The 24251-nt window shown below is 44.8% G+C and carries 23 protein-coding genes and 1 other annotated feature; of the genes, 10 read left to right on the top strand and 13 right to left on the bottom strand.

All coding sequences use genetic code 11. The annotated features are described in order from the left end of the window. Position 1 precedes the first annotated feature (1 nt). Positions 2 to 1033: a murein tripeptide/oligopeptide ABC transporter ATP binding protein OppF gene (oppF, locus tag PSI15_RS02560; RefSeq protein ID WP_273582221.1), complete on the top strand. Its 1032-nt coding sequence runs from the start codon at positions 2 to 4 to the stop codon at positions 1031 to 1033. Between the two features lie 100 nt (positions 1034 to 1133). Here oppF and PSI15_RS02565 read toward each other — a convergent pair whose 3' ends face one another. Beyond that, a complete protein-coding gene (locus PSI15_RS02565) occupies positions 1134 to 1463 on the bottom strand; it encodes an HI1450 family dsDNA-mimic protein (RefSeq protein WP_273582222.1) in 330 nt (109 codons plus the stop codon). A 135-nt stretch (positions 1464 to 1598) separates the two neighbouring features. After that, entirely contained in the window at positions 1599 to 3059 is a 1461-nt protein-coding gene (gene cls, locus PSI15_RS02570; RefSeq protein WP_273582164.1) for a cardiolipin synthase, read from the bottom strand. A gap of 163 nt (positions 3060 to 3222) precedes the next feature. On the opposite strand from cls, the gene PSI15_RS02575 reads away from it, so the two are divergent. Next, complete coding sequence (locus tag PSI15_RS02575) at positions 3223 to 3402, top strand: YciY family protein (RefSeq protein WP_071827263.1); 180 nt, start codon at positions 3223 to 3225, stop codon at positions 3400 to 3402. 138 nt (positions 3403 to 3540) lie between these two features. Next, positions 3541 to 4212, top strand: a complete 672-nt coding sequence (gene tonB, locus PSI15_RS02580; protein WP_443256064.1) for a TonB system transport protein TonB — start codon at positions 3541 to 3543, stop codon at positions 4210 to 4212. An 85-nt stretch (positions 4213 to 4297) separates the two neighbouring features. Here the strand turns inward: tonB and yciA are convergent, their stop codons facing one another. Both yciA and PSI15_RS02590 read right to left on the bottom strand, forming a co-directional pair. Further along, entirely contained in the window at positions 4298 to 4735 is a 438-nt protein-coding gene (gene yciA / locus PSI15_RS02585) for an acyl-CoA thioester hydrolase YciA (protein WP_045973483.1), read from the bottom strand. A gap of 77 nt (positions 4736 to 4812) precedes the next feature. Next, a complete protein-coding gene (locus PSI15_RS02590) occupies positions 4813 to 5349 on the bottom strand; it encodes a septation protein A (protein ID WP_045970922.1) in 537 nt (178 codons plus the stop codon). Positions 5350 to 5472: 123 nt separating this feature from the next. On the opposite strand from PSI15_RS02590, the gene PSI15_RS02595 reads away from it, so the two are divergent. Further along, entirely contained in the window at positions 5473 to 7179 is a 1707-nt protein-coding gene (locus PSI15_RS02595) for a SulP family inorganic anion transporter (protein WP_273582166.1), read from the top strand. Positions 7180 to 7229: 50 nt separating this feature from the next. On the opposite strand, the gene PSI15_RS02600 is transcribed toward PSI15_RS02595, so the two are convergent. Next, positions 7230 to 7988, bottom strand: a complete 759-nt coding sequence (locus tag PSI15_RS02600; protein ID WP_273582167.1) for a YciC family protein — start codon at positions 7986 to 7988, stop codon at positions 7230 to 7232. Between the two features lie 500 nt (positions 7989 to 8488). On the opposite strand from PSI15_RS02600, the gene ompW reads away from it, so the two are divergent. After that, complete coding sequence (gene ompW / locus PSI15_RS02605) at positions 8489 to 9130, top strand: outer membrane protein OmpW (protein WP_273582168.1); 642 nt, start codon at positions 8489 to 8491, stop codon at positions 9128 to 9130. A gap of 122 nt (positions 9131 to 9252) precedes the next feature. Here the strand turns inward: ompW and trpA are convergent, their stop codons facing one another. Genes trpA through PSI15_RS02635 form a run of 6 tightly spaced genes read right to left on the bottom strand, consistent with a single transcriptional unit; the run spans position 9253 to position 15808 of the window. Then, positions 9253 to 10059 carry a tryptophan synthase subunit alpha gene (gene trpA, locus PSI15_RS02610; protein WP_273582169.1) on the bottom strand — a complete coding sequence of 269 codons (807 nt, stop codon included), beginning with the start codon at positions 10057 to 10059 and terminating at the stop codon, positions 9253 to 9255. After that, positions 10059 to 11249, bottom strand: coding sequence for a tryptophan synthase subunit beta (gene trpB, locus PSI15_RS02615; protein ID WP_273582170.1), 1191 nt, complete (start codon positions 11247 to 11249; stop codon positions 10059 to 10061). Before trpB ends, trpA begins: the two co-directional genes overlap by 1 nt. A 29-nt stretch (positions 11250 to 11278) precedes the next feature. Then, positions 11279 to 12643, bottom strand: coding sequence for a bifunctional indole-3-glycerol-phosphate synthase TrpC/phosphoribosylanthranilate isomerase TrpF (gene trpCF, locus PSI15_RS02620; protein ID WP_273582171.1), 1365 nt, complete (start codon positions 12641 to 12643; stop codon positions 11279 to 11281). Beyond that, on the bottom strand, positions 12640 to 13644 hold the full coding sequence (gene trpD / locus PSI15_RS02625; RefSeq protein WP_273582172.1) for an anthranilate phosphoribosyltransferase: 1005 nt from the start codon (positions 13642 to 13644) through the stop codon (positions 12640 to 12642). The genes trpCF and trpD overlap by 4 nt, the downstream gene beginning before the upstream one ends. Before the next feature lie 26 nt (positions 13645 to 13670). Continuing rightward, the gene (locus tag PSI15_RS02630; RefSeq protein ID WP_273582173.1) at positions 13671 to 14249 is read right to left on the bottom strand and encodes a glutamine amidotransferase-related protein; all 579 of its coding nucleotides are present in this window, start codon (positions 14247 to 14249) and stop codon (positions 13671 to 13673) included. Next, the gene (locus PSI15_RS02635) at positions 14249 to 15808 is read right to left on the bottom strand and encodes an anthranilate synthase component 1 (protein ID WP_273582174.1); all 1560 of its coding nucleotides are present in this window, start codon (positions 15806 to 15808) and stop codon (positions 14249 to 14251) included. Before PSI15_RS02635 ends, PSI15_RS02630 begins: the two co-directional genes overlap by 1 nt. A gap of 55 nt (positions 15809 to 15863) precedes the next feature. Next, positions 15864 to 15964 (bottom strand) — a sequence feature (Trp leader region). A gap of 214 nt (positions 15965 to 16178) precedes the next feature. Here PSI15_RS02635 and rnm point away from each other — a divergent pair. From rnm to rluB, 3 genes are all read left to right on the top strand, one after another. Next, on the top strand, positions 16179 to 17075 hold the full coding sequence (gene rnm, locus PSI15_RS02640; RefSeq protein WP_273582175.1) for an RNase RNM: 897 nt from the start codon (positions 16179 to 16181) through the stop codon (positions 17073 to 17075). Then, on the top strand, positions 17072 to 17692 hold the full coding sequence (locus PSI15_RS02645) for an L-threonylcarbamoyladenylate synthase (protein ID WP_273582176.1): 621 nt from the start codon (positions 17072 to 17074) through the stop codon (positions 17690 to 17692). Before rnm ends, PSI15_RS02645 begins: the two co-directional genes overlap by 4 nt. A gap of 64 nt (positions 17693 to 17756) precedes the next feature. After that, the gene (gene rluB, locus PSI15_RS02650) at positions 17757 to 18680 is read left to right on the top strand and encodes a 23S rRNA pseudouridine(2605) synthase RluB (protein WP_045970899.1); all 924 of its coding nucleotides are present in this window, start codon (positions 17757 to 17759) and stop codon (positions 18678 to 18680) included. A gap of 116 nt (positions 18681 to 18796) precedes the next feature. Here the strand turns inward: rluB and PSI15_RS02655 are convergent, their stop codons facing one another. After that, positions 18797 to 19561: a YciK family oxidoreductase gene (locus tag PSI15_RS02655; protein ID WP_273582177.1), complete on the bottom strand. Its 765-nt coding sequence runs from the start codon at positions 19559 to 19561 to the stop codon at positions 18797 to 18799. 236 nt (positions 19562 to 19797) lie between these two features. Between PSI15_RS02655 and sohB the strand changes: the two genes are divergently transcribed. Continuing rightward, on the top strand, positions 19798 to 20844 hold the full coding sequence (gene sohB / locus PSI15_RS02660; RefSeq protein ID WP_273582178.1) for a protease SohB: 1047 nt from the start codon (positions 19798 to 19800) through the stop codon (positions 20842 to 20844). A gap of 147 nt (positions 20845 to 20991) precedes the next feature. Here sohB and PSI15_RS02665 read toward each other — a convergent pair whose 3' ends face one another. Beyond that, a complete protein-coding gene (locus PSI15_RS02665; RefSeq protein ID WP_273582179.1) occupies positions 20992 to 21243 on the bottom strand; it encodes a YciN family protein in 252 nt (83 codons plus the stop codon). Between the two features lie 307 nt (positions 21244 to 21550). On the opposite strand from PSI15_RS02665, the gene topA reads away from it, so the two are divergent. Next, positions 21551 to 24148, top strand: coding sequence for a type I DNA topoisomerase (gene topA, locus PSI15_RS02670; protein WP_273582180.1), 2598 nt, complete (start codon positions 21551 to 21553; stop codon positions 24146 to 24148). Positions 24149 to 24251 lie beyond the last annotated feature (103 nt).

Here is a 24251-nt window from a genome sequence, read left to right on the forward strand (position 1 = left end):
CATGAACACGAGCGATGTGAAGACAATTGATGTGAAGACAATAGCTGAAAAGCGGGTCTTATTGGAAGTTGACGATCTCAAAGTTTATTTTGATATTAAAGACGGAAAACAGTGGTTCTGGCAGCCGGCAAAAAGCTTAAAAGCGGTAGATGGCGTAACCTTAAGGCTTTATGAAGGTGAGACACTGGGTGTTGTGGGCGAATCTGGCTGCGGGAAGTCAACGCTTGCCAGGGCAGTAATTGGGTTAGTGAAAGCGTCTGGTGGTGCAGTGACTTGGCTTGGTCAAAACTTGTTGGATATGAATGACAAACAATGGCGGGATATTCGCAATGATATTCAGATGATCTTCCAAGATCCGTTGGCATCACTGAATCCGCGTATGACCATTGGCGATATTATCGCAGAGCCGTTGAAAACGTATTACCCCAAAATGAAAGAAGGGGAAATAAAAGAAAAAGTCAAAAAGATGATGATGAAGGTAGGGTTATTACCGAACCTGATCAACCGTTACCCTCATGAATTCTCTGGCGGTCAGTGCCAGCGTATCGGGATTGCCCGCGCCTTGATCCTCGAACCTAAGTTGGTTATCTGTGACGAACCGGTTTCAGCGCTGGATGTTTCCATTCAGGCACAAGTTGTTAATTTATTACAGGAATTGCAGCGGGAAATGGGGCTTTCCCTGATATTTATTGCACATGACTTGTCGATCGTAAAACACATATCGGACCGCGTATTGGTCATGTATTTGGGCAATGCGGTAGAACTGGGCACTTACGACGAGGTTTATCATAATCCGTTGCATCCCTATACCAGAGCGCTTATGTCGGCGGTGCCGATCCCTGATCCAGACAAAGAGCGCAACAAACATATCGAATTGTTAGAGGGCGAATTGCCTTCCCCCATTAACCCTCCGTCCGGATGTGTATTCCGCACGCGCTGCCCAATGGCAGATGCTGAATGCGCCAGAACCCGGCCATTACTTGAGGGCAGTTTTAAACATGCAGTGTCTTGCCTTAAGGTTGATCCACTCTAATCAATGATATGTGGCCAATGTGACACCGTCACGAATTTAAATTCAATGCCCTCACCATTATGAGGGCATTTTAATCGAGATTAAAGGCAGGGCGGGATGATTATTTTTTCCACAATATCTGGCAGATAGGGTGAGATTTTTCCCGGCAGATCAAAATACGGGCAAAGATATCATCAATTTCGGCATCGTCTGATGCTGCCAATCCAATAATAACTTCCGAAAAAAAGTCTGGATCTAAATCAAAATCAACATGTTCAAACCAGACGTTTGAAGGTTCCCATAATTCAGCACCGCCGCGCTCTTCAAATTGCAGGTTAAACAACAAGCTATCAGCCGGATCGAGATGAGAGAGTGCTTGTTCCAAAAAGATATCGTAAGCCTTTTCAAGCGCTTCATCTTCAGTCATTCGGTTGTTTAAGTCCAATTGCATAGGATGTGTCGATTGATTTTCCATGGTGGCAATATCCAATATTAATCACTGGGTGAAATTAAAACATGTTCTGTATTGAATGAATACTTTTATTCGTGCTCTTTTATTCATGCCCTTTTATTCATGATAAATGAATTATAAAAGCGGGCTGAAAAAATAACAGATACGCTCAAGGATACGGTGCCACATCGGGCGTTTTTCCCATTGAATGTTTGCCAGCAATGTGGAACGCATAATATAGTCCTGCTGAACCAGAGTTAAATCCTGACCAAAAAGTTCATCATCAATCACAACCGTAATTTCAAAATTCAGCCACAAGCTGCGCATATCCAAATTGACAGAACCGACCATACTCAATTGCCCATCGACCAAGACACTCTTGGTATGTAACAAGCCATCTTCAAATTGATAAATTTTCACTCCCGCTTCCAGCAATTCTGCAAAAAATGCACGGCTGGCCCAGCGAACAAGAAATGAGTTGTTTTGACTTGGCACGATGATACTGACATCCACTCCGCGCATCGCCGCCGTGCAAATCGCATGCATTAAATCATCACTGGGAACAAAATAGGGCGTAGTAAGGGTAAGCTGTTTGCGGGCCGCAAAAATAGCGGTCATTAAGGATTGTTGGATCAATTCGTCAGGGAACCCTGGCCCGGAAGCGATAACTTGAGCGGTATGACCGCTGGTTTGCTCGAACGGTATAGTAACACTGTCAGGCGGGGGAGGAAGATGACGTTGCCCGGTTTCCATTTCCCAGTCAAAGGCATAAATAATCCCCAGTGTTGTCGTCACCGGGCCTTCCATTCTCACCATGATATCGACCCACTGACCGACCCCGGCATTTTGTTTAAAAAAACGGGGATCAACCATATTCATACTGCCGGTGTATGAAATATGATTATCGATCAGAATAATTTTTCTATGCTGGCGTAAGTCCATGCGCCGCAGGAATAAACGGAAGATATTCACTTTTAACGATTCGACAAACTCAATACCTGCTTTGCGCATAATATCAGGATAAGGGCTGCGGAAAAATTGCCAGCTTCCTGCCGAATCCACCATAATCCGGCATTTAATACCGCGTTTGGCCGCGCGCATCAGGGCATCCGTGACCTGATCAACCAACCCGCCGGATTGCCAGATATAAAACACCATCTCAATATTGTACTTGGCGTTTTCAATATCATGCACAATCGCTTTCAGCGAATTGTCATAAGATGTCATTAATTGCATTTTATTGCCTCTGACACCTTTAATCTTTTGTCGTCGTTCACACAGTTGAAACAGTGGGGTAGCCACTTCACTGTTTTCATCGGCAAAAATTTGCGGGGATTTTTTTAACTCTGCTAACCACTTGGCGACAGATGAGCGCATTTGTCTGGCTTGTTCACCCCGGCGTTTACCAAGGTGCAATTCGCCGAATGACAAATAAGCAGCGATGCCGACTAAAGGAAAGATATAAATAATGAGTAACCAAGTCATTGCTGATGTCACAGGACGACGTTTCATCAAAACTCGAATGGTGATACCGGCAATAATCAGCCAGTAGAAAAAAATCGCCAGCCAGCTCAGTACAGAGTAGAAAGTTGTCATACGTGGCAATCAATCCTGTTTATTTAAGTAATTAATATCATTAATTGAATAGAGAACAATTTTAGCAAAATTGCAAACCGGATTGGCAATTGGTTGACATTGCTAATAGTGACGATTAAGAATAATGCCATTCATTAATGGGAAAGGTAGCCTGGAATATCTTATGAAACACAGCAGAAGGGAAGTAGGGCGCTGGAGAATGCTCCGTCAAGGTATTTGTCGTCGCCGTCGTTGGTTGGAAGGGCAGTCACGCCGTAATTTACGCATCTACGCACTACGTAAGGTTGATGCCCATAAACGTCGTCGATCGATTCTATTCGCCCAGAATGCAGAATGGATTTAACCTGATGTTCAGCATGATAGGTATCTGAAAGGTAAAAATAGAGATGTTTTTGAATCTTTATTGAATATGATAGTCATTTGCATTTAAACTAATATTATCTGAAAACTGACTATCATGCTGTTAAGCAAGAATTCTCTTATGCGTTGGATACATTGGCCGATATTACTTTCCGTTTGTTTACATGTTTCTATTGCTGCGGCGCTCTTCCATGTCATTAAACCTGAAAAGCAGGTGCAAGCCGCCCCTATATCTGTTGCTATGATCCAGTTGGCTGCTGAAGAGGCACCTGTCTCTAAACCTGCCATGCCTGAACCAGAACCTGAACCTGAACCAGAGCCCGAACCTGTTGCGGAAATTGCTCTGCCTAAACCCAAACCTGAAAAGAAAAAAATTGTTAAAAAGGAACTGAAGCCAAAAGAGAAAAAAGCAGAAAAAGTTTCAGAACAACCGCTGAAATCTATTTCTGATCAGGAACCTCAGATGGCAAAGAACTTGGACGATCAAAAATCAGAGCAGCTTGCCATTAGTGAGAAAGGTCACGTACAAAAGGGACCCAAAGCACTGAGCAGGCCAAACCCCGTCTACCCATCCAGAGCGCTACAGTTGGGAACAGAAGGGACGGTAAAGGTGAAATTTGATATTGATGAAAATGGCCGAGTTAAAAATATTGAAGTTATCTCGGCAACACCCAGAAATCTCTTTGAGCGTGAAGTGAGAAATGCCATGAGAAAATGGCGTTATGAAAAGATCCCTGCTACCGGGCATATAACGACGATTGAGTTTCGAACGACGGGTATTTCGCAATCTTAACGCACTAAACGGTATTTGACTGAATAAAAAAGGGTACTCAAAAGAGATACCCTTTAATTTTTGAGTGAGTTATTTTTCTAATGAATCATAACGTTGGATCACTGCTCTCCAATTTAAAATTCCTTTTATCTTCAGGCAAAGGGCGGGAAGTATTATTTTCATTCACGGCAACATACGTGAAAACGGCCTCTGTTGCACAGTAGCGCTGGCCGACTGGCTCAGAAGCGACTTTTTTCACCCAGACTTCAATATGGATAGTGATCGATGAATTTCCCGTTTTAAGACAACGGGCATAACAGCATACGACGTCACCTACCGCAACCGGTTTCAGGAAACTGATGCCATTCACGCTAACAGTGACTACACGCCCCAGAGCAATCTCTTTTGCCAAAATTGCGCCGCCAATATCCATTTGAGACATCAGCCAGCCCCCAAAAATATCCCCATTAGCGTTAGTATCAGCAGGCATGGCCAGTGTACGGAGAACCAATTCTCCGTTTGGTAAGCATTGTTGTTGTGTCATTAGAAAACTTGCTTTATTTGGTGAATACAACAATACCTGCCGCTGCATCGGCAGGTATCCATATGAAGGTCATGATATTATTCTTGTTCGCGAGGCAGATGACGGTAGATATATACCACACTCAATACCGTAAAGACCAGTGTCAATGCCGTTAACCCGAACACTTTAAAGTTTACCCAAATATCCTGAGGTAGCCAGAAAGCGACATAAATATTTGCCAACGCACAGGCAATAAAGAAGATGGCCCAGGCCATGTTCAGTTTGTTCCAGACAAAATCCGGTAACACTAATTCCTTGCCTAGCATCCGTTGAATCAGGGGTTTTTTCATCACCCATTGGCTGATAAGCAGAACCAGAGCAAAAATGGCGTAAATGACAGTGACTTTCCATTTAATAAATAAATCACTATGGAAGGCCAGCGTCAGCGTGCCAAAAACAGCAACCATAACAAAGGTAATTAAGGAGGATTTCTCAACTTTACGATAAATGAGGTAAGTGATGACAACAGCTAACCCGGTTGCTGCAATCAACGCGCCGGATGCATAGAAAATGTCATACATTTTGTAGACGACAAAGAAAATGACTAGCGGCAAAAAGTCTAAAAGTTGTTTCATAAGTTGAACCCATTGTGAAGTCAATGATGGCATGTTTCTGAATTTGTGCCAGAGTGTATCAGATCTTAATGAAATGGTTTATTTATCAGGTAAAAAACATTTTCACAAAAGGACATAAAAGCCATGTTGTGGGAAAGATTGCATCGCTGGATGCCAGGCTTGGGGAATATCTGTCATTATCGTAGAGATTATTTTAGCCATGATATGCGGGCAGGACTCTCTGTCGCCGCGGTCGCACTGCCTGTTGCGATTGCTTATGCCGAATTAATGGGAATTAGCGCCATTATTGGCTTATATGCCTGTATTTTACCCATGTTCGCTTATGCGCTGTTCGGTACTTCGCGGCAGTTGATCGTTGGACCCGATGCAGCAACCTGTGCTGTGATTGCTGCGGTTGTGACACCGCTGGCATTGGGAAATGAACATGTTCGCTGGCAGCTTGCTATTATTATGACCCTAATGACCGGGTTTTGGTGCATCTTGGCCAGCCATTTTCGACTGGGCGCCTTCGCTGATTTTCTATCCCGCCCCATTTTGAAAGGCTTCATTAATGGTGTTGCAATTACCATTATGGCGGATCAGTTGGCTAAAGTTTTTGGGTTGTCTGGTTTGCCTGCGGAATTGATTGAACGATTAATTGCACTTCCCCATACGTTATTAGCATCTCATTGGCCAACGGTGGTGATGTCAGTGATAACGTTGCTGGTGCTGCTTAGTATACACTTCCTCCGCCCAAGTTGGCCTGCACCGCTGGTGGCAATGATCGTATCGACTTATCTCAGTTGGCAATTTGAACTCAGCCAATATGGTATCCAGATTGTGGGGAGTATGGGGAACGGTTTGCCCATTGTGCCAATGCCTGAATTTGAATTTGGTATCATCCGTGATTTGGTTGTTCCTTCCATTAATTTAGCGGTGATCAGCTTCGTCAGCTTTATGATGACTGCCCGTAGCTTTGCCAGTAAAAATGGCTATCAAGTTGATGCCGATTTAGAACTCAGGGCATTGGGAATTGCTAATATCGCGGCGTCATTATCACAAGGCTTTGCTGTCAGTGCTGCCGGCAGCCGTACCGCCGTCAATGATGCACAGGGTGGTAAAACGCAAATGGTGTCTGTGATTGCGGGTTGCACCATCTTGCTGGTTTTGCTGTTTATGACAGAATTTCTGGTCTATATCCCGCTGTCATCACTGGGTATTGTCTTAATTTTTTCCGCATGGTCTTTATTGGGTTTGAAGAATCTTTGGGCTTATCGAAAACGTAACCGGCAGGCTTTTATCCTGTCAATGTTCACCTTAATCGCCGTCCTGCTGGTGGGCGTGATCGATGGTATCGGTTTTGCTGTTTTGTTGGGGCTATTGCAATTTTTGCAGGTCGTTTTCCGGCCTTCGGATCAATTGCTGGGCGTGAATGATCAAGGCATGGTGCGTTCCATCCATCAACATAATGATATCAAACCTGCGGATGGCATTATGATGTATCGCTTTAACTCCCCCCTCACCTATTTTAACGCCGGGTATTTCAAAAGGCGGGTCTTACAGCATGTGAACAATGCTGCCATTAGCCCGGTCTGGTTAGTTGTCGATGCGACAGTCAGTTTTACTTACGATGATGTCAGTGTTTTTGCCGTGCTGGATGAGTTAATCACAGAATTAAAAAAGAGAGGTGTGACATTAGTCTTGGCGGGGCGCAGAACAGAACTGAATCGGTGGATTAAACAAAATAAACTGAGTCGCAGCGATGAAGATTTGATTGTGGTGCCGGATCTCTATTTTGCCATTCGTTTAATTCAAAGTAAGCAGCAAGTTGAGGAAAGACAGGAAGGGTAATTGCCGTTCATCTCGCCGCCTATGCAGCGAGGTGAACTCTTGAGGGATGTTTATTGCATACCGTTTGCGGTTTTATTTTGTGGTCTGGCCAACATATACAAACGGAATAGATAAATCAGCAACAAGGATGATAGTAGGTTGTCCAGCATGGACAGCAACATATCCGGCATTTTTGCCAGCACCAGAACCAGTATTAGCTTGGCGGCCAGCCATAACAGCATAGCCGGGATTAACAAGCGCATATTATTGAATGCCAGCTTCCAGCTACTCTGCATGGCTGCGAAAATGCTTTTGCTTTTTTCAAACAAAAAAACAGGAGCCAGTGCAAATGCAATAGAAAAGAGTATCCCGGGTAAGACCATTAAAGCGTAACCAATCTGAACCAACAGAGTACAGATGGACATTAACAAAAACATTTTAGGCAGTAGGGTGACTGATGAAGTGCAGGCATGCAGCGCATTAGTTTGCTGACCGCCAGAGATGGCATTGATGAGTACCAATATACTGGCTGCCAGCAAGGCATTACCAAAGACGTTGATAAAGAAAATCCCAAACACTGTGTGTACTAACATTGATATCTCATCTGGCGTTAATTGCCCCACAAAACGTTGGATTCCGGTATTGCCTGACTCTCTGACGATATTTTGCATCTCGGCCAATAAATTGAGTTGTTCATCGTTCGGCATGAATACATGCCCTAGCAGGGTTGTTACCAACGCGGCCAAAACAGAGAGGATGACAATATTCAACAGTTGATGCTTTAAAAAGTTGATGCTGTCACGATACAGGGTATTTGCCGTGATGGGCATGAAAATGGCTCCTATCAAATAAAACAACACAAATAGAACAACAATAGCACGCAATTGTACCTTGTCCGACGGATTGTTGGATACCTAAGATTTACTTCTGCACCTGATCTTGCATTCTGAGACCGGCAGGGAGTAAAAAAATCTTGCCTAAAAGCCCTGATGGTGGATTTTATAAAAATGAATAATTCATTAATTTTGTGTTAATAAACTGATAATGGATGGGAGTGTTAAATAAAAGTTATTAGCATAGGATTGCTATTATTACTTGTCGTTAGCCATTCAAAATTTGATATCAGAATATAAATCATGGTTGGCAGTAAAATTAATACACAGCGAATTTTGACTTGGATCAATTTAAAATATCCAGCAAATGGAATAATAAAAGAGTAAATACCTTACTTTGCCAAAAATCTTTAAAAGATGTGATCTGTCTTAGATCACAACAGTAAACAAACGGGTATATTTCTGACTGTTCTAAAACCACATAAATGGGATGGATAATGAAAAAGATTTCTGCGCTTGTATTGGCTGCTGCGACGTTAGCTCCGTCATTGACTTTTGCTCATGAAGCAGGTGACTTCCTGCTTCGGGCAGGTACCGCAACGGTAAGGCCACATGCCGGTTCTGATAATGTATTGGGGTTGGGATCTTTTGATGTCAATAATAATACCCAGCTGGGTTTAACTTTTGGTTACATGATCACCGACAATATTGGTGTTGAGTTATTGGCGGCGACACCATTCCAACATAAAGTCAGTTTGCCGGGCGTGGGTGAAGTTGCTGAAGTTAAACATCTACCACCGACGCTAATGGCACAATATTATTTTGGCGCTACAGAGGATAATTTACGTCCTTATGTTGGCATTGGTGTAAACTACACGACATTCTTTAGTGAAAAATTTAATAATAATGCAACGGTAAAAGCGGCTGATTTAAATAGTCTGGATCTGAAAGATTCCTGGGGGATCGCCGGACAGGTTGGTCTGGATTATAAACTGGACAAAAACTGGATGTTGAATACTTCACTTTGGTGGATGAATATTGAAACGGATGTGAAATTTAAAGCCGGTGATGTCAATAAAGAATATAAAACCCGTCTTGATCCATGGGTCTTTATGTTTGGTGTTGGTTATAGTTTTTGATATATAGTTTTTGATATATAGCTTCTAACAGAAAGCGACGTGTGTGTTTGACGTTGACATAAGAGAGAACTAATGGGGCGTGACTGCCCCATTTTTGTTTTTTGTATAAGACCTCCGCAGGGTCATAATTGCGTGACGTTTTTCATGGTATGCACAAAATCGATTAATCTTTCCAGCATGATTTTCGGTTGATGCAAGTTATCTTCAATGATTTTGACGATGGCTGAACCTGAAATTGCACCAGCAGCGCCGCTATTGAGAGCGGTCATAACCTGTTCAGGTTCTGAAATGCCAAAACCTTGCAGTGCAGGGGCTGCGTGATACTCTTTGAGTTTATTGACAATATGATTTAATGGCTGTTTGGCGCGATTTTCACTACCGGTAACTCCCGCCCTTGATAGCAGATACGTATATCCACGTCCAAACGAAGCGATTTCACGCAGTAAATCATCATCTGCATTGGGAGGGCAAATGAAGATCGGCGCAATATCATGCTTTATGGCGGCGGAACGGAAAGGTGATGACTCGGATAATGGCACATCCGCGATAAGCACGGAGTCAATACCAGCCTCTTGGCAGCGGCGGTAAAACTCATCAATGCCATTGTGAAAGACCAGATTAGCGTACACTAACAGGCCAATCGGTGTATCGGGATGTCTAGCCCGAATGTTAGCCAGCAGGTCAAAACATAATGTGGGCGTCACCTTCGATGATAACGCACGCAGATTGGCATTTTGGATCGTTGGGCCATCGGCAAGGGGATCTGAGAATGGAATACCCAATTCAAGCGCATCGGCACCCCCGGCAATTAAGCTATCAATAATGTCCAACGACAGTTCAGGGTGAGGATCGCCGAGAGTCACAAAAGGAACAAAAGCGCCTTGATGTTGGTTTTGCAGCTTTTTAAACAGATGTTCGTAACGTTCCATCAGATTTCTCCCCTTGATTTTAAAATATCGTGAACGGTAAAGATGTCTTTGTCACCACGGCCAGATAAGTTGACGATCAATAATTGCTCTTTGTCTGGAGACTGACGGATCATTTTCAAAGCGTAAGCCAACGCATGAGAGGATTCCAGGGCAGGAATAATGCCTTCATTGCGGGAAAGTGCTTGAAAGGCTTCCAGCGCTTCATTGTCAGTGATTGAAACATAATCGGCTCTGCCGATACTATTTAAATAGGCGTGCTGAGGGCCAACAGAAGGAAAATCCAAACCCGCCGAAATAGAATAAGATTCTTCAATCTGGCCGTCTTCTGTCTGCATAATTGGCGCTTTCATGCCAAAGTAAATGCCTGATTTTCCGTGTTTCAATGGCGCGCCATGCTTTCCTGTTTCAATGCCATGCCCCGCAGGTTCAACACCGATCAGACGAACACGCTCTTCTGGAATAAATTCAGCAAACAAACCGATGGCATTTGAACCACCACCAATGCAGGCAATGACGGCATCGGGCAGACGACTTTCTTTTTCCAGAATTTGCGCTTTGGCTTCTTCCCCAATCATGCGCTGGAACTCCCGTACCATGGTCGGATATGGGTGAGGGCCGGCAGCGGTTCCCAATAAGTAGTGGGTTTTTTCATAACAACCAGACCAGTCTCGCATGGCTTCGTTACACGCATCTTTCAGGGTTGCTGAACCGCTGTGGACAGGGATCACTTCAGCCCCCATTAAACGCATACGGAAGACGTTGGGTGATTGTCGTTCAATATCTTTCGCTCCCATATAAATACGGCATTTCAGCCCCAACAGGGCACAAGCCAGCGCGGTTGCTACACCGTGTTGACCTGCACCGGTTTCAGCAATGATCTCATTTTTTCCCATGCGTTTTGCCAACAAGGCTTGCCCTAACACCTGATTGGTTTTATGGGCACCCCCGTGGAGCAAATCTTCACGCTTTAGGTACAAACGTGTTTTTGTCCCTTTAGTCAGGTTTTGGCACAGCGTTAAGGCGGTCGGTCTGCCGGCATAATTTTTTAAGAGATCCTGAAAAGTACGCTGAAATTCAGGATCTTTGTGTGCATCAATAAAGGCTTCTTCTAACTGGTTAAGTGCCGGAACCAAAATTTGTGGAACGAATTGCCCACCAAAATCGCCAAAATAAGGATTCAATTGACTCATTATTTTACTCATCCATTTTGTCTGAAAGATTAGTGATAACAGCGTAGTTGCTGAAATACCTGCTTGAGTTTTTGGCGGCTTTTAATGCCGGGAGACACTTCCACCCCTGAATTAAAATCCAGTCCATAACAACCAAGTGTTGCCGCTTGTTGGCAATTTTCAGCATTCAGGCCACCAGCCAAAAGGCTGTTATGTTGAATTTGTGGATTGATTAACTGCCAGTCAAACGGTTTTCCCGTTCCTCCTGAACCGTTATCCAGCAATAAGTGATCCACATTAGGAAGGTCGGAAAATTTCGTGGCTCTGGACATATCAATGGCTTGCCAAATTTCACAATGTTCAGGTAATACGGAACGCAGGGCGTTGATGTAATTTTCATCTTCATGCCCATGCAGTTGAACGGCGGTGAGTGAAAGGGCTTGGGCGGTATCCTGGACAAAATCGAGGGATTGATTTTGAAATACACCAACGTATTGCAGAGAAGCTTCATTGATGATCTGTTGGGCTTTTTGCAGGCTGATCCTGCGTGGTGATTTCTCGGCGAAAATTAAACCGCCATAAACGGCCCCCATCTGCAACGCCGCTTTGGCATCTTGTGGGCGAGTCAGGCCACAAACTTTATTGTCCCCAAAAATCAGACGACGTAGAGCGAGGTCTAAATTTTGTTGTGCCATCAAAGCGCTGCCAATAAGAAAACCATCGGCAAATCGGCTTAATTCCCGCACCTGGCGATGCTGCTGAATGCCGGATTCACTGATAATGATAGTCCCTTCCGGCAAACCCACAGACAGTTTGCGCGTACGTTCTAAATCAATGGACAAATCACGTAAATCCCGATTATTGATACCGATCACTTTTGCTCCCAGTGCTATCGCCCGTTGCCGCTCATCTTCATTGCTGACTTCGGTAAGAACACCCATCTCAAGGCTATGCGCCAGTGATGACAGTTCGCGATACGTATCATCGTCGAGGACGGAAAGCATCAATAAAATGGCATCGGCTTGATAATAACGCGCGAGATAAACCTGATAGGCATCAATAATAAAATCTTTGCACAGAACAGGCTGGTGTACGGCAGAACTGACCATCGCGAGAAAATCATAACTGCCCTGAAAGTATTTTTCATCGGTCAGGACAGAGATGGCGGCAGCATAAGGTTGATAAGTTTTAGCAATGCGAACTGGATCGAAATTTTCACGAATGACCCCTTTTGACGGGGACGCTTTTTTGCATTCTAAAATAAACACCGTTTGCTGATGGGTTAACGCCTGATAAAAACGGCGGTGACTGGGAACAATAGTATCAATAAAACTCGCCAGCGGTTGCTCTGCCTTACGAGTGATCAGATACGTCGCCTTATCATCAACAATTTTTTGTAACACGCTGGGTTTCATGATTGGGTCCTTGCTGCCAAAGCGGTTACTTTTTTATAAGCCTGACCGCTGTCAATAGTATTGAGTGCCAATTGAGTGTTTTCCCGTAGATTTTCTTGCCCGTGCATTTTCATCAACAGAGCCACGTTGGCGGCGACGGCATGGGCATGGGCTTGGTTACCGTGACCTTGCAATAACATCGCCAACATATTGCGATTTTCTTCCGGTGTTCCGCCTTTCAGTGAAGAGATGGGGTGGCTCGGTAAACCAAAATCGGTTGCCGTTAACTGATATTGGCTAATTTCACCCTGATTAAGTTCTGCAACCAAGGTGGGGGCGTGTAAGGCAACTTCATCCATGCCACCGCTGTGTACCACAGCGGCACGCTGATAACCCAAGGCTTGTAAAGTATGGGCGATAGGCTTAACTAAGTCAGGGCTATAGACCCCAATCAGTGACACCGCAGGGCGGGCTGGATTGATCAACGGGCCAAGTACATTAAATAAGGTTCGCGTTTTTAATTGCTGGCGAACCTGCACCGCATGCCGGAATCCACTGTGATATTGCGGGGCAAACAGAAAACAGACACCAATATCATCCAGAGCCCGGCGTGATGCTTCCGCTTGGGCATCCAAGGCAATGCCGAATGCGGCTAATAAATCAGATGATCCGGATCGGCTGGAAATACTGCGGTTGCCATGTTTTGCCACTTTAAGGCCACAGGCAGCAGCAACAAAAGCGCTGGCCGTTGAAATATTGATGCTATTTGTGCCATCTCCACCGGTGCCGACGATATCACAAAATGGGTAATCAGGACGAGGGAAGGGGGCGGCGTTCGCCAAGAACGCTTGGGCTGCGCCGGCAATTTCTTGTGGCTGTTCACCCCGCAGTTTCAGGCTAATTAATACCGCGGCTAATTGTGCATCGCTCAATTCCCCTTGGATTACGGCGGTGAATAGCTGCTGGCTTTCTTGTTGGGTCAGTGGCTGGGCACTGAATAATTTGTCAAAAATCAACTGCATTTTGCTATTCCTTTAAATTCACATGATTAGCTCAAAGCCCATGTCAGTGTTTGTTCAAGCAGTTTGGCGCCCCGTGTCGTCAAAATAGATTCGGGGTGGAACTGAAATCCACAGACTTTGTGTTCATCATGGCGCACCGCCATTACGGTATCACCACATGATGCTGAGACCGTCAACGTGGCAGGAACGTCCATCGCCGTAAGGGAATGATAACGAGCGACCGGCAAAGGATTTGGCAGGCCGGAAAACATTCTTTTTCCATCATGGATAGCCGGCGTCGCTCTGCCATGCAGGATCTCTTGGGCGGCAGCGATTTTTCCTCCATAAGATTCAACAATCGCCTGATGCCCAAGACAGATGCCGATGATAGGCATCTGGCCTGTGACTTGTTTGATCAATGCAGGCATACAGCCAGCCTCTGAGGGTTTTCCCGGACCAGGGGATAACATTACAAGCGGTGATTCCATTTCGCTCAGCTTGGCAATAATGATGTTTACCGGCACGGTATTACGGTAAATAACGACATGGTGGCCATGAGTGCGTAACTGATCCACGAGGTTATAAGTGAAAGAATCGATGTTATCGAGCAGGAGAATATTAGCCATTAGAATGTCACCTCCACATGGTGGGCTTGGACTATCGCGTGAATAACGGCTCTGGCTTTGCTGTGAGTTTCATCAACTTCTGACTGGGGAACGGAGTCCAAGACCACACCAGCACCGACCTGAACTGTCGCTTGACCGTTTTCCACATAAGCAGAACGGATCACAATGCAGGTATCAAAATCTCCCTTGCCAGTGAAGTAGCCGACGGCTCCGCCGTAGCTGCCACGCCGTTCGCCTTCATATTCTGCGATAAGCTGCATCGCCCGAACTTTAGGTGCCCCTGTCAGCGTGCCCATATTCATGCAGGCTTGATAGGCGTGAAAAATATCCAAGTCATGGCGAAGTGTACCGATAACACGGGAAACCAGATGCATAACAAATGAATAGCGATCGACTTTGGTTAAATCGGCAACATATCGACTGCCCGGTTCACAGATACGCGCCAAATCGTTGCGGGCCAGATCAACCAGCATCACGTGTTCAGACATTTCCTTGGCATCTGTTCGCATTTCCAACTCAATTCGGCTATCGAGATCGGCGTCCAATTCCCCATTGTCATTTCGCCCGCGCGGTCGAGTCCCGGCTATCGGATAGATTTCAATCTGGCGGTTACTGGCATCGTATTTAAGCGCGCTTTCCGGTGAAGCACCAAACAGACAAAAATCCTGGTCTTGCATAAAAAACATATAAGGGCTTGGATTTTGTTGCTTCAAAGCATGGTAAGCGTTCAGTGGTGAAGGGCATGGCAAGGTGAAGCGACGTGATGGCACCACCTGAAAAATATCGCCTTGACGGATAGATTGCTGTAGTTTCCGCACGATATTGGCGTATTGCTCATCACTTTGATTGTAATCAATTATGACGTCGGGCAATGTGGCCGATGAGAGTGGCGGAAGGGGGTCTGAAATAGCTGAGGCTAAGGTGGCTAAACGTTCCTTAAGGCGTTCTCTTTCTGAATCGGCTGTGCCAAATAATGTCGTTTGCAGACGTGAATGTTCGTTCCGATGGTCGATCACCAATAGCGTTTCGGCGAGATAAAAACAGAAATCGGGGCAGCTTTGGTGATTTTTTACGGTGGGTAATTGTTCAAATCCGGCGACTAAATCATAAGCAAACAGTCCACCTACAAAAATGGCATCGGGTGATGTCGAGAAGGATGCCAATGCTGCCAGAGCACGCAAGGCGTCAAAAATGGAATCAGATTTTAGCCGACTGTCTTCGTCCAGATTATGCTCAACAGCAGGAAATTGTGCTCGCATAACTTGCGATTCTTCAACTAATTGGGCTTTGCCTGAAAGTAATTTAGCGAGCATAGGGATCAGGTTCTGGCCATTTTCGGTGAGCGCTTCAAAAGTCACTTGACGCCCGTTGGCGGTAATACGCATGGCACTATCAATGACCAGGATGCTTTTGATATTATTTTTACTGCGAATTTCAGCCGACTCCAGCAATAACGTAGCTGGACGATCACTGCAAAGTTGGTGAAAAAGTAGTGTTGGATCTGTCAGATAGCGAGTATTTATCTGATTTATAGTGATATTGAATTCTTTGTCAGTCATCTTCATAATCCCGTTTTTAATTTTATCCGCAAACTTTACGTTATGAAAAACCGTTATAAAAAAACCCGCCTCTTTGGGCGGGTTTTGGCACTTGCGTATCTGCATTTATGTGCGTGAGCCAACCGCCCGGAATGGGAAGTTGTGCCACCAACGACTGACTTGTAGAGTTTGCATAAATACGCGCATTTTTGAGTGCCCTGCCTGTTCAATGTTTTTTTGATGAAAGATGAAGGGTGTTTTAGTTAACCCCTTGTACTAGTAAACTGGATCGATATTCACTTGTCAATGATTTTTTATGTCTTATGTCTGTAGCAATGAAATAAGGTGAGGGTTATTATCGCCACTTTGTGCTTAAGACAGGTAAAAAACAATGACTACTGAAGCCGCCAGTGAAATGACAAAACGCTATGATTTGCATAGCCATACGACAGCTTCAGATGGCGTTTTATCACCTGAGCAACTCGTGGATAGAGCTATTGCTATGGGCGTTGATGTGTTAGCAATCACCGACCATGATACGACGGCAGGTATTCCACCTGCCTTAAACCACATTCAGCAAAATAATTTGCCGTTGACGTTGGTATCCGGCGTTGAAATTTCGACATTATGGCAAAATCTGGAAATTCATATCGTTGGTTTAGATATTGATATCAATGCTATCTCCTTAAGAAAGCTTTTGGCTAATCAGGTTGATTTAAGAAAACAGCGTGGCATTGAAATTGGGCGTCGATTAGCCAAAGCAGGGATACCTGACGCTTGGGAAGGGGCATCTCAATTAGCTAATGGTGGGCAAGTCACTCGCGGCCATTTTGCCCGTTATCTGATAGAAGCCGGCATTGAACCCACGATCCAGAAAGTGTTCAAAAAATATCTGGCAAAGGGAAAAATCGGTTATGTCCCACCGCAATGGTGTACAATTGAGCAGGCGATTGAAACCATTCACCAAGCAGGAGGGCAGGCTGTCATTGCTCATCCGGGCAGATATGATTTGTCTATGAAATGGCTGAAACGATTAACAGCCTGGTTTAAACAACATGGCGGTGATGCAATGGAAGTTGCACAGTGCCAGCAAGCCCCTAATGAAAGGCAGCAACTTGGTCAATTGGCAAGAGAATATGGATTGAGGGTATCATTAGGATCGGATTTTCACCAACCTTGTTCATGGATAGAACTTGGACGCAATTTGTGGTTACCCGGTGATGTTGTACCGATATGGCACGATTGGTCACGGATTGGACTGCATAGAAGTGTAGAGGTTATGTTATGAGTCAGTTTTTTTATATCCACCCTGACAATCCACAAGCTCGCCTTATCGACCAGAGTGTGGAGGTACTGAAAAAGGGCGGAACTGTCATCTATCCTACGGATTCAGGTTATGCCATCGGTTGTTGCCTTGAAAATAAAGAGGCTATGACCCGTATATGCCGTATTCGCCAATTGGAAGGGCGCCACAATTTTACATTGATGTGCCGTGATTTGTCTGAAATTGCCACTTATGCCCATGTGGATAATCAGGCGTTCAGGTTGATTAAAAATAATACGCCGGGCAATTACACCTTTATTTTACAGGCGACAAAAGAAGTTCCGCGTCGCTTAATGAATGAAAAACGCAAAACCATCGGCCTGCGTGTTCCTTCCAATCCTATCGCGTTGGCACTATTGGAAAAGATGAGTGAACCACTGATGTCATGTAGCTTGATTCTACCCGGCAATGATTTTGCGGAGTCTGATCCTGAAGAGATTAAGGATACCTTGGGTAAACAAGTTGATTTAATTATTCACGGTGGTTATCTTGGGCAGCAACCGACGACGGTAGTGGATTTAACCGGGGATTCACCCGTCATTCTTCGCGAAGGCGAAGGGGATGTAACCCCGTTTTTATAAAGCATACGATTTAATTTTTATTTAATATCACGACGCCTGTGAAGGCGACAGTAGAGGTTGCTCAATGAGCGATAAAACAGAAAAGTTACAAAAAGTTCTCGCGCGTTCTGGTCATGGTTCCCGTCGCGAAATCGAAGGGTATATCCAACAAGGACGTATTAGCGTTGATGGTAAGATCGCAACGTTGGGTGATCGAATCGAAGTTAAGCCCTCAATTAAAGTTCGTCTGGATGGGCGAGTCTTAAATATCAAGGAACCACAGAAAACCGTTTGCCGTGTTTTGGCTTATTACAAACCGGAAGGTGAATTGTGTACCCGCCACGATCCTGAAGGTCGTCCGACGGTGTTTGATCGTCTGCCCAAAATGCAAGGCGCACGCTGGGTTGCGGTAGGGCGTTTGGATATCAATACCAGCGGGTTGTTACTGTTTACGACCGATGGGGAATTGGCTAACCGTTTGATGCACCCAAGCCAGGAAGTTGAACGTGAGTATGCTGTTCGTGTGTTTGGTGAAGTGGATAGTGCAAAACTTCGTCAATTAACGCAAGGTGTACAACTGGAAGATGGTCCGGCTTCATTTAAAACTATCGCGTTTAAAGGTGGGGAAGGTATCAACCAATGGTACAACGTCACGTTGACAGAAGGTCGTAACCGCGAAGTCAGACGGTTATGGGAAGCGGTTGGTGTGCAGGTTAGCCGTCTGATCCGGGTGCGTTATGGCGATATTGATCTGCCGAAAGGTCTGCCGCGTGGTGGCTGGACTGAGTTGGGGTTGGAACAGACTAACTATTTACGTCAGTTGGTAGGTTTGGGTGAAGAGATGGTGACCAAGGTTGCTGTTGGACGCGATCAACGTCGCGTCAAGGCTAACCAGATCCGTCGTGCAGTAAAACGACATGCCCAGGTTGCATCCCGCCCGGCGGGGAAACGCCCTGCAAGCAGTTCTCGTCAGAATGCCGGGAAGAAGACGACAGCTAAAGGTCGTTAACACGCTTAAGCCGCTGTTTCAGTCTGTATCAGCATTGATGCTAATCAATATTGAAACAGCGGATTCATTTACCAATCAACGCCTTGCTTCAATAATGCGGGCATCGACTTTTCTCATTATTCGGCCGGCCCCGCTTTGCGGCCGGGTTGGGCATCAAAACTGATGCCGGAATCATTTCGGCTGTCATCTCCCATCACATAAAGATAGATTGGCATAATATCCGCGGGGGTCTTTAACTTAGCCGGGTTTTCATCAGGAAAGGCGCTGGCTCGCATATTGGTGCGTGTTCCACCCGGATTGATGCAGTTAATGCGCAGGGAAGTGTCCCGATATTCTTGTGCCAAAACCTGCATTAAGCCTTCTGTGGCAAATTTGGAAACCGCATAGACTCCCCAACCACTTCTGCCTTCGCGGCCGACACTGGAACTGGTAAATACCAAAGAGCCGCGGGTGGATTTCAATAATAGAGGGAGTAATGCCTGAGTCAGCATAAAAGTGGCATTGACATTCACTTGCATCACGTCATGCCAAAGCTGAACGGGTTGTTCTACGATTGGGGCAACAACGCCAAGCAGCCCGGCGTTGTGCAAAACACCATCCAGATGTGGATGACGCTGCGCCAGAGCATCAGCGAAAGTTTGGCACTCTTCTGCGGTGACTGTCAGCAGATCCATTGTATAAATATCAGCAGGTAAACCGCCCTCATTTTCAATTTGCTGCCTGACGGCTTCCAGTTTTGCGGTAGTACGTCCCAGCAAAATAACCTGTGCGCCGTAACGGGCATAAGTCAGTGCAGCTTCACGCCCAATGCCGTCGCCGGCACCGGTCACTAAAATAATTTTTTGTTGCAGCAGATTACTATTGGGTTGGTAATCAAACATCGGACAATTTTCCTGTATTGCTTGTGAATCTATAATTTGCCAGTTCAGGATGGCACATGCAGGTTATCATCAGAACAAAACTTAAAGTTCCCGTCAAATTTGCCCTCATTGGTAAAAAATCAGCAAAGGAGTCACTTTCTAATTGGAACAGGGTTAAGCAAACTGTTAGAGCAAGGCCCTGGGTTTTTAGTTAGAATGAAAAATATTGTTCATCATAAATTAATAAAGGTGGCTCTGTGGAATATTTATCTCTATACGGATTGTTCTTAGCCAAAGTGCTCACGGTGGTCTTGGCAATAGTCGTTTTGGCAGTCGTTTGTATCGGATTAGGTGTACGTAAAACCATGCAAAAAGGGGAATTGAAGCTGACTAATCTTGGTGAGTCATACAAGGAAAGGCAGCGTCAGATGCAGCAAGCGCGAATGAGCGAAACAGAACAAAAAATTTGGCAAAAGGCATTGAAAAAGCAGCAGAAAAATGATGCCAAACAGAAAAAAGCGGAAGCCAAAGCTGGGCAGAAAGCCTTACAGAAGCCGAATCTTTATGTTTTGGATTTTAAAGGCAGTATGGATGCTCATGAGGTGGAATCTCTTCGCGAAGAGATCAGTGCCGTACTCGCTGTGGCAGACAAAAACGATGAAGTTTTACTGCGCTTGGAAAGTCCTGGTGGCGTGGTTCATGGATATGGGCTGGCGGCATCTCAATTGACCCGTTTGCGGCAGAAAGGGATACGCTTGACGATTGCGGTGGATAAAGTCGCGGCAAGCGGGGGTTACATGATGGCTTGTGTGGCGGATCGTATTATTGCTGCACCGTTTGCGATTATTGGTTCCATTGGTGTTGTGGCGCAATTGCCAAATATTCATCGGTTGTTAAAGAAAAACGATATTGATGTGGAACTGCATACGGCTGGTGAGTACAAACGTACCTTGACTGTTCTGGGCGAAAATACTGAACAGGGACGCAAAAAATTTCAGGAAGATCTGAACGAAACGCATAAATTATTCAAATCATTTATCCATCAACATCGCCCAACTTTGGATGTGGAAAAAGTCGCTACGGGTGAATATTGGTACGGCACACAGGCAAAAGAAAGTGGGCTGATTGATGATTTAGGTGTCAGTGATGATTTTCTGATTGAAAAAATTGAACACTGTGAAGTTATTGGCGTTAGCTATTCTCGCCGTAAACGTGTTATAGAGCGTTTTATGGGAGGCGCGATGGAGGGCGTTGACAAATTGTTTATGCGTTGGTGGCAAAGAGGAGAAAAACCTTTGCTGTAACGGAAAAATGAGTTATTGCAACCATCGCAGATAATATACGGATAACAGGTAATATGCGGGTAATTAATAGAGGCAATTTTATCATATCCTTTATTATTGCCCGCATATTTATTGATAATTTACCCATCAGGCCGGAGGGGATGTTTTTCAATCTACCAAATGATATTTTTCGGATAATATATGTGCTAAATGTTTAAACATATTAAACACAGCGGTGCTTTTTGCGGTAGGCAATCCGTTCCCATCCAGAAAAAACTCGCCTTGAAACACGAATACCCTACCTTTTTGTTCTACACTCTTTGCGTACATTCCCGGTATAAAATCTTCGTGCGCCTTAATGATTTCATTTGCTTTTTTCAGTAACTGATCTCGCTTAATAGGCATGGTTTCAGTTTTCATTTATCGTGCTCTTTCAAGAAATAAGTTGTTGCGCATCGTTTTTTATCAGGTAGAGTGTGGGCTTTTCGTCATGCAGATGGAAGATTTTGTTTACAACTGTTAAATCATACAATTGCATGGGCTGTGTAGGTATATAAAATACCCTAAATATTTCAAAGGGTTTTGCGCTTAAACAAAAGCACAAGATAAAAATTAGTTGATATCTTGCAAATCTATCGCAATATAAAAAGAGGTTTTATTTTATATATCGCAACATAACGCCGTGATTTTCGCCATCTGAAAAGAAGATAATTAGGTAAAGGTAACTATGGCTAAAGCTCTTGTTATAGTGGAGTCCCCGGCAAAAGCCAAAACAATCAATAAATATCTGGGGAATGACTACGTTGTAAAATCCAGTGTGGGTCATATCCGTGATTTGCCGACGAGTGGAACAGTGAGTCAAAAGAGTTCAAGCTCATCTACCGATAAGAATAAAAAGAAAGTCAAAAAAGATGAGAAAACGGCGCTGATAAACCGTATGGGTATCGATCCCTATCATGGTTGGGAAGCGAACTATCAAATTTTGCCCGGCAAAGAAAAAGTGGTTTCAGAGCTGAAAACGCTGGCTGAAAAAGCGCATCACATCTACCTTGCAACGGATCTTGACCGTGAAGGAGAGGCGATTGCATGGCACCTGCGGGAAGTGATTGGTGGCGATGATTCCCGTTTCAGCCGGGTGGTATTCAATGAAATTACCAAAAATGCCATCACACAAGCTTTTGATAATCCCGGTGAATTAAATATAGACCGTGTGAATGCTCAACAAGCGCGCCGTTTTATGGATCGCGTGGTGGGTTATATGGTTTCACCGCTACTGTGGAAAAAAGTGGCCAGAGGGTTATCCGCAGGGCGGGTTCAATCTGTCGCTGTTCGTCTTGTGGTTGAACGGGAACGTGAAATCAAGGCATTTGTGCCGGAGGAATATTGGCAACTGCATGCGGATTTAATGGCTAAGGGTGAGATTGCTCTCCATATGGAAGTCACCCATCAGAAGGGAAAACCATTTAAGCCCGTCAATGCGCAGCAAACACAATCAGCACTCTCTCTGCTTGAAAAAGCGAGATACAACGTGATTGAGCGTGAAGATCGCCCGACATCCAGTAAACCAAGTGCGCCGTTTATTACCTCAACCTTACAGCAAGCCGCCAGTACACGGCTTGGGTTTGGGGTCAAAAAAACCATGATGATGGCGCAACGTCTATATGAAGCCGGGCATATCACTTATATGCGTACTGACTCAACGAACTTAAGTCAGGATGCGTTGGAAATGGTACGCGGTTATATCAGCAACCATTTTGGTGACAACTACTTGCCGAAAAGTGCTAATGTGTACAGCAGTAAGGAAAATTCTCAGGAAGCCCATGAGGCGATCCGGCCTTCTGATGTCGATGTCATGGCAGAAGCGTTGAAAGACATGGAAGCTGATGCACAAAAATTGTATCAGCTTATCTGGCGTCAATTTATCGCTTGTCAGATGACACCTGCGAAATATGATTCCACAACACTGACCGTTCAAGCCGGTGATTTTGAATTACGTGCCAAAGGCCGTACTCTGCGTTTTGATGGTTGGACAAAAGTGATGCCGGCTTTGCGCAAAGGGGATGAAGACCATACGTTGCCGGCCATTGAAGTGGGAACTGAGCTTGATTTGCAACAGTTGCTACCAAGCCAGCATTTTACCAAACCACCCGCGCGTTTCAGTGAAGCCTCCTTGGTCAGAGAGTTGGAAAAACGTGGGATTGGCCGTCCATCGACTTATGCATCAATTATCTCAACTATTCAGGAGCGGGGTTATGTTCGCGTTGAAAACCGTCGGTTCTATGCAGAGAAAATGGGCGAAATCGTCAATGATCGTTTGGAAGAAAATTTCAATGAATTAATGAGTTATAATTTCACGGCAAGAATGGAAGATCAGCTCGATCATGTCGCCAATAATGAGGCGAATTGGAAAGGGGTCTTGGACGAGTTTTTCTCCAATTTCAGCGAACAGCTCGATGTTGCTAGTAAAGAGCCAGATGAAGGCGGAATGCGCCCGAATCCGATGGTGATTACATCGATTGAATGTCCGACTTGTCGCCGTCCAATGGGCATTCGTACTGCAACAACAGGCGTATTTCTGGGTTGCTCTGGTTACGCGTTGTCACCTAAAGAGCGATGCAAGCAGACTATTAACCTTATCCCAGAAAATGAAATTCTGAATATTCTGGAAGGAGATGACGCTGAAACCAATGCCTTACGCGCTCGTCCTCGTTGTAAAAAGTGTGGTACAGCGATGGACAGTTATTTGATTGATAACCAGCGTAAATTGCATGTATGCGGTAATAACCCAGCGTGTGATGGTTATGAAGTTGAAGAAGGTGAATTCCGTATCAAGGGCTATGATGGTCCGATAGTTGAGTGTGATAAGTGTGGTTCAGAAATGCACCTGAAAATGGGGCGTTTTGGTAAATACATGGGCTGTACAAACGAAGAGTGCAAGAATACCCGTAAGATTTTGCGGAGTGGAGAAGTAGCGCCACCGAAAGAAGATCCGGTTCCGTTACCTGAACTGGCCTGTGAAAAATCGGACGCCTATTTTGTTTTGCGTGATGGTGCAGCAGGGGTATTTTTAGCGGCCAACACTTTCCCTAAGTCTCGCGAAACGCGTGCACCACTGGTTGAAGAGCTTGTTCGGTTTAAAGAACGCTTACCGGAAAAATTGCGTTACTTGGCGGAAGCACCTGTTGCTGATCCTGAAGGAAATAAAACCGTTGTCCGTTTTAGCCGAAAAACTAAACAGCAATATGTTTCTTCGGAGAAAAATGGCAAATCTACCGGATGGATCGCATTTTTTGTTGAAGGGGCTTGGGTTGTGAAAGAAAAGTAATCGATCTGATGATGAATTTGTGTATTATATCTTCACTTATTGGGTATAATTCATAGAAATATATTTAGAGAGATATTTCTTTTTTTGTGAGAAATGTAACTTT

Source organism: Xenorhabdus sp. PR6a, assembly GCF_028599065.1.
Classification (GTDB): domain Bacteria; phylum Pseudomonadota; class Gammaproteobacteria; order Enterobacterales; family Enterobacteriaceae; genus Xenorhabdus; species Xenorhabdus doucetiae.

Bases quoted from the DNA above. Each gene is read 5' to 3' on its own strand.
- oppF (WP_273582221.1), top strand. From the start codon at position 2: ATGAACACGAGCGATGTGAAGACAATTGATGTGAAGACAATAGCTGAA.
- PSI15_RS02565 (WP_273582222.1), bottom strand. From the start codon at position 1,463: ATGCAATTGGACTTAAACAACCGAATGACTGAAGATGAAGCGCTTGAA.
- cls (WP_273582164.1), bottom strand. From the start codon at position 3,059: ATGACAACTTTCTACTCTGTACTGAGCTGGCTGGCGATTTTTTTCTAC.
- PSI15_RS02575 (WP_071827263.1), top strand. From the start codon at position 3,223: ATGAAACACAGCAGAAGGGAAGTAGGGCGCTGGAGAATGCTCCGTCAA.
- tonB (WP_443256064.1), top strand. From the start codon at position 3,541: ATGCGTTGGATACATTGGCCGATATTACTTTCCGTTTGTTTACATGTT.
- yciA (WP_045973483.1), bottom strand. From the start codon at position 4,735: ATGACACAACAACAATGCTTACCAAACGGAGAATTGGTTCTCCGTACA.
- PSI15_RS02590 (WP_045970922.1), bottom strand. From the start codon at position 5,349: ATGAAACAACTTTTAGACTTTTTGCCGCTAGTCATTTTCTTTGTCGTC.
- PSI15_RS02595 (WP_273582166.1), top strand. From the start codon at position 5,473: ATGTTGTGGGAAAGATTGCATCGCTGGATGCCAGGCTTGGGGAATATC.
- PSI15_RS02600 (WP_273582167.1), bottom strand. From the start codon at position 7,988: ATGCCCATCACGGCAAATACCCTGTATCGTGACAGCATCAACTTTTTA.
- ompW (WP_273582168.1), top strand. From the start codon at position 8,489: ATGAAAAAGATTTCTGCGCTTGTATTGGCTGCTGCGACGTTAGCTCCG.
- trpA (WP_273582169.1), bottom strand. From the start codon at position 10,059: ATGGAACGTTACGAACATCTGTTTAAAAAGCTGCAAAACCAACATCAA.
- trpB (WP_273582170.1), bottom strand. From the start codon at position 11,249: ATGAGTCAATTGAATCCTTATTTTGGCGATTTTGGTGGGCAATTCGTT.
- trpCF (WP_273582171.1), bottom strand. From the start codon at position 12,643: ATGAAACCCAGCGTGTTACAAAAAATTGTTGATGATAAGGCGACGTAT.
- trpD (WP_273582172.1), bottom strand. From the start codon at position 13,644: ATGCAGTTGATTTTTGACAAATTATTCAGTGCCCAGCCACTGACCCAA.
- PSI15_RS02630 (WP_273582173.1), bottom strand. From the start codon at position 14,249: ATGGCTAATATTCTCCTGCTCGATAACATCGATTCTTTCACTTATAAC.
- PSI15_RS02635 (WP_273582174.1), bottom strand. From the start codon at position 15,808: ATGACTGACAAAGAATTCAATATCACTATAAATCAGATAAATACTCGC.
- rnm (WP_273582175.1), top strand. From the start codon at position 16,179: ATGACTACTGAAGCCGCCAGTGAAATGACAAAACGCTATGATTTGCAT.
- PSI15_RS02645 (WP_273582176.1), top strand. From the start codon at position 17,072: ATGAGTCAGTTTTTTTATATCCACCCTGACAATCCACAAGCTCGCCTT.
- rluB (WP_045970899.1), top strand. From the start codon at position 17,757: ATGAGCGATAAAACAGAAAAGTTACAAAAAGTTCTCGCGCGTTCTGGT.
- PSI15_RS02655 (WP_273582177.1), bottom strand. From the start codon at position 19,561: ATGTTTGATTACCAACCCAATAGTAATCTGCTGCAACAAAAAATTATT.
- PSI15_RS02665 (WP_273582179.1), bottom strand. From the start codon at position 21,243: ATGAAAACTGAAACCATGCCTATTAAGCGAGATCAGTTACTGAAAAAA.
- topA (WP_273582180.1), top strand. From the start codon at position 21,551: ATGGCTAAAGCTCTTGTTATAGTGGAGTCCCCGGCAAAAGCCAAAACA.